Origin of the sequence: uncultured Cetobacterium sp. (assembly GCF_947039425.1) — a bacterium.
Lineage (GTDB): Bacteria > Fusobacteriota > Fusobacteriia > Fusobacteriales > Fusobacteriaceae > Cetobacterium_A.
Genome location: NZ_CAMQYW010000288.1, coordinates 1 through 2,571 on the forward strand (window position 1 = coordinate 1; position 2,571 = coordinate 2,571).

Annotated in this window: 2 protein-coding genes; both read left to right on the forward strand. The window is 28.3% G+C overall.

All coding sequences use genetic code 11. From position 1 onward, the window contains the following. Nucleotides 1-553: 553 nt before the first annotated feature. Nucleotides 554-1,693 carry a betaine/proline/choline family ABC transporter ATP-binding protein gene (locus Q0V09_RS10625; protein WP_297489424.1) on the forward strand — a complete coding sequence of 380 codons (1,140 nt, stop codon included), beginning with the start codon at nucleotides 554-556 and terminating at the stop codon, nucleotides 1,691-1,693. Next, nucleotides 1,693-2,571 (forward strand): ABC transporter permease/substrate-binding protein (locus tag Q0V09_RS10630; RefSeq protein WP_297489427.1); only part of this gene is annotated, 879 nt, incomplete at its 3' end. The genes Q0V09_RS10625 and Q0V09_RS10630, both read left to right, overlap by 1 nt.

Consider the following 2,571-nt stretch of genomic DNA (forward strand, 5'->3'; position numbering starts at 1 on the left):
CTACACCAGGACGTACACTCTTTCCCTACACGACGCTCTTCCGATCTCTTCCATTCTTGAATCCATAACTACTGGAGATTGAACTACTACAGGTCTATTATGTCTATACAACATATTTATAAGCATATAGTTAATAGTTCCATTCCACCATTATGTAGCCACTATTGTAATTCTATTATTGTGATAGTGCTTATTTACTACGGTTTTTTAACTATTATCTTATTTTCATTTGTTCTTTTAAAATTACTTCCACTTCTATTGATAGTGTTAGCTCTTTGAAAAGGGGGCATTGCTTTTGCAACATCCTATCTTTAAAGATTAAAATTTATACTGTTAATTGGTTCCTATTTGTGCTCCGGAATTAGAATACAAGTTCCGATTTTACAACACAAGAAAAATGTGTTATAATATTAAGATGTACAGATTTAGGAGATATTGTTTTATATCAAAATCAAATACAAACATCAAAATTACAAATATATTTATATCAAAATATCTCTTAAGTTAAGAACTACTTCAATATACATCGAAACAACTAAAATTAGGAGGCAATATGATAAAAATAAGAAATGTATCTAAATTTTTTAATGGAAACAAAGTACTAAAAAATATTAACTTAGAAATTGAAAATGGAGAATTTGTTGTTTTAATAGGGCAATCTGGTTCTGGAAAGACAACTTTACTAAAATTAATAAATAAGTTAATAAAACCAACTTCTGGTGAGATATTCGTAGGAGAGGAAGAGATTAGTAAACGAAATAGCATAAGTCTCAGGAGAGAAATAGGATATGTTATTCAAAAAGAAGGTCTTATGCCTCATATGAATATAGGAGAAAACATTGAACTAATTCCAAAACTTTTAAAATGGAAAAAAACTAAAATGGAAAGTAGAAGCAAAGAGCTTTTGAATTTAGTGGGATTAGATCCAATGGACTATTACGAAAGATATCCAAGTGAACTTTCAGGTGGGCAGAGACAAAGAGTAGGAATTGCTAGAGCTTTAGCAAATAATCCAGATACTATTTTAATGGATGAACCCTTTTCAGCCTTAGATCCAATTACAAGGGAAAATTTACAGCAAGAGATTTTAAGTTTACAAAAAGAACTAAAAAAAACAATAGTTTTTGTAACTCATGATATGGATGAAGCTTTGAAAATAGCTGATAAAATAGCGATTTTAAAAGATGGAGAGATTATACAGTATGATAGTCCTGAAAACATTTTAAAAAATCCAATAAATGAATTTGTAGAAAATTTTGTTGGAAAAAATAGATTATGGAAAAATCCAGATATTCTTCAAGCTAAAGATATTATGAGAAAAGATTTCCCAATGGTAACAGTGAATGGAAGACTTATAACAGCTCTTGAAATTATGGATAAAAATGATATGCAGTTTTTAGTTGTAGTAGAAAAAAATAGAGCTGAAAATAAAGAAAAAGCTGTAGGTATTATATTTAAATGGGATATAACACTTCAAGCTATGGAAAATGGAGCAACTATTGAATCTCTAATGAAAAAAGATTTTCAAAGTGTATTCTTTGATGAAAAATTAACTACAATTATAAAATTAATAGAGGATCAAACTTTAAAATTAGTTGTAGTTAATGATAGAAATAAAAAATTACTAGGAGTAATTTCTGCAAATAGATTAATAACAATGTTAGCTAGAATTGTTCCTCATGGGAGGGATTAATGAATAGTATAACTGAATTTTTAAACTTTATTGTATCGAGAAAAGAAGAGGTTGGAAGAATGCTTTTTCAGCATATAGAGATAACAATGTTTGCAGTAGGATTAGCAATTTTAATAGGAGTTCCTGTCGGAATTTTAATATGTAGAAATGAAAAAGTTGCAAAAAGTGTACTATTTATAATAGGTATATTTCAAACAATACCTAGTTTAGCTTTCTTTGGATTTATAATTCCAATTTTGGGAATAGGATTAAAACCAGCTATATTTGTTTTATTTTTATATGGACTTTTACCAATTGTAACAAATACTTATATTGGAATAAAAAGTATAGACAAATCTACAATTGAAGCTGGAGTAGGAATGGGAATGAGTACATGGGACATAATAAGAAGAATAGAGTTCCCATTAGCAGTTCCAACTATAATGGGTGGAGTAAAGATATCTACAGTAACTAATATAGGTACAGCAACTATTGCTGCCTTAATTGGAGCTGGTGGTCTTGGAGAAGCTATATTTAAAGGTATCTCTATAAATAATAACTACTTAATTTTATGTGGTGCAATACCTGCAGCACTTCTTGCTATTTTGGTAAATTATATTTTAGGAAATGTAGAAAAAGCTTTAAAACCTTTAGAATCAGCTAGTCAAAAAGATGAAAGAAAAAAAGGAGTTTTAATATCTAAATGTTCTGGAGTTTTACTTTTAATCTTTTTAATATTTATTGGTATAAATAAATTTCAAAGTATAGGAAAGAAAACTTTAGTAATAGGTCATAAAAATTATACAGAACAACGAATTTTAGGACAGATGTATAAAATTCTTTTAGAAAATAAAACAGATTATAATATAGAGGTTGTTGAGCTTGGAGGAGGTCGTATT

Bases quoted from the DNA above. Each gene is read 5' to 3' on its own strand.
- Q0V09_RS10625 (WP_297489424.1), top strand. From the start codon at position 554: ATGATAAAAATAAGAAATGTATCTAAATTTTTTAATGGAAACAAAGTA.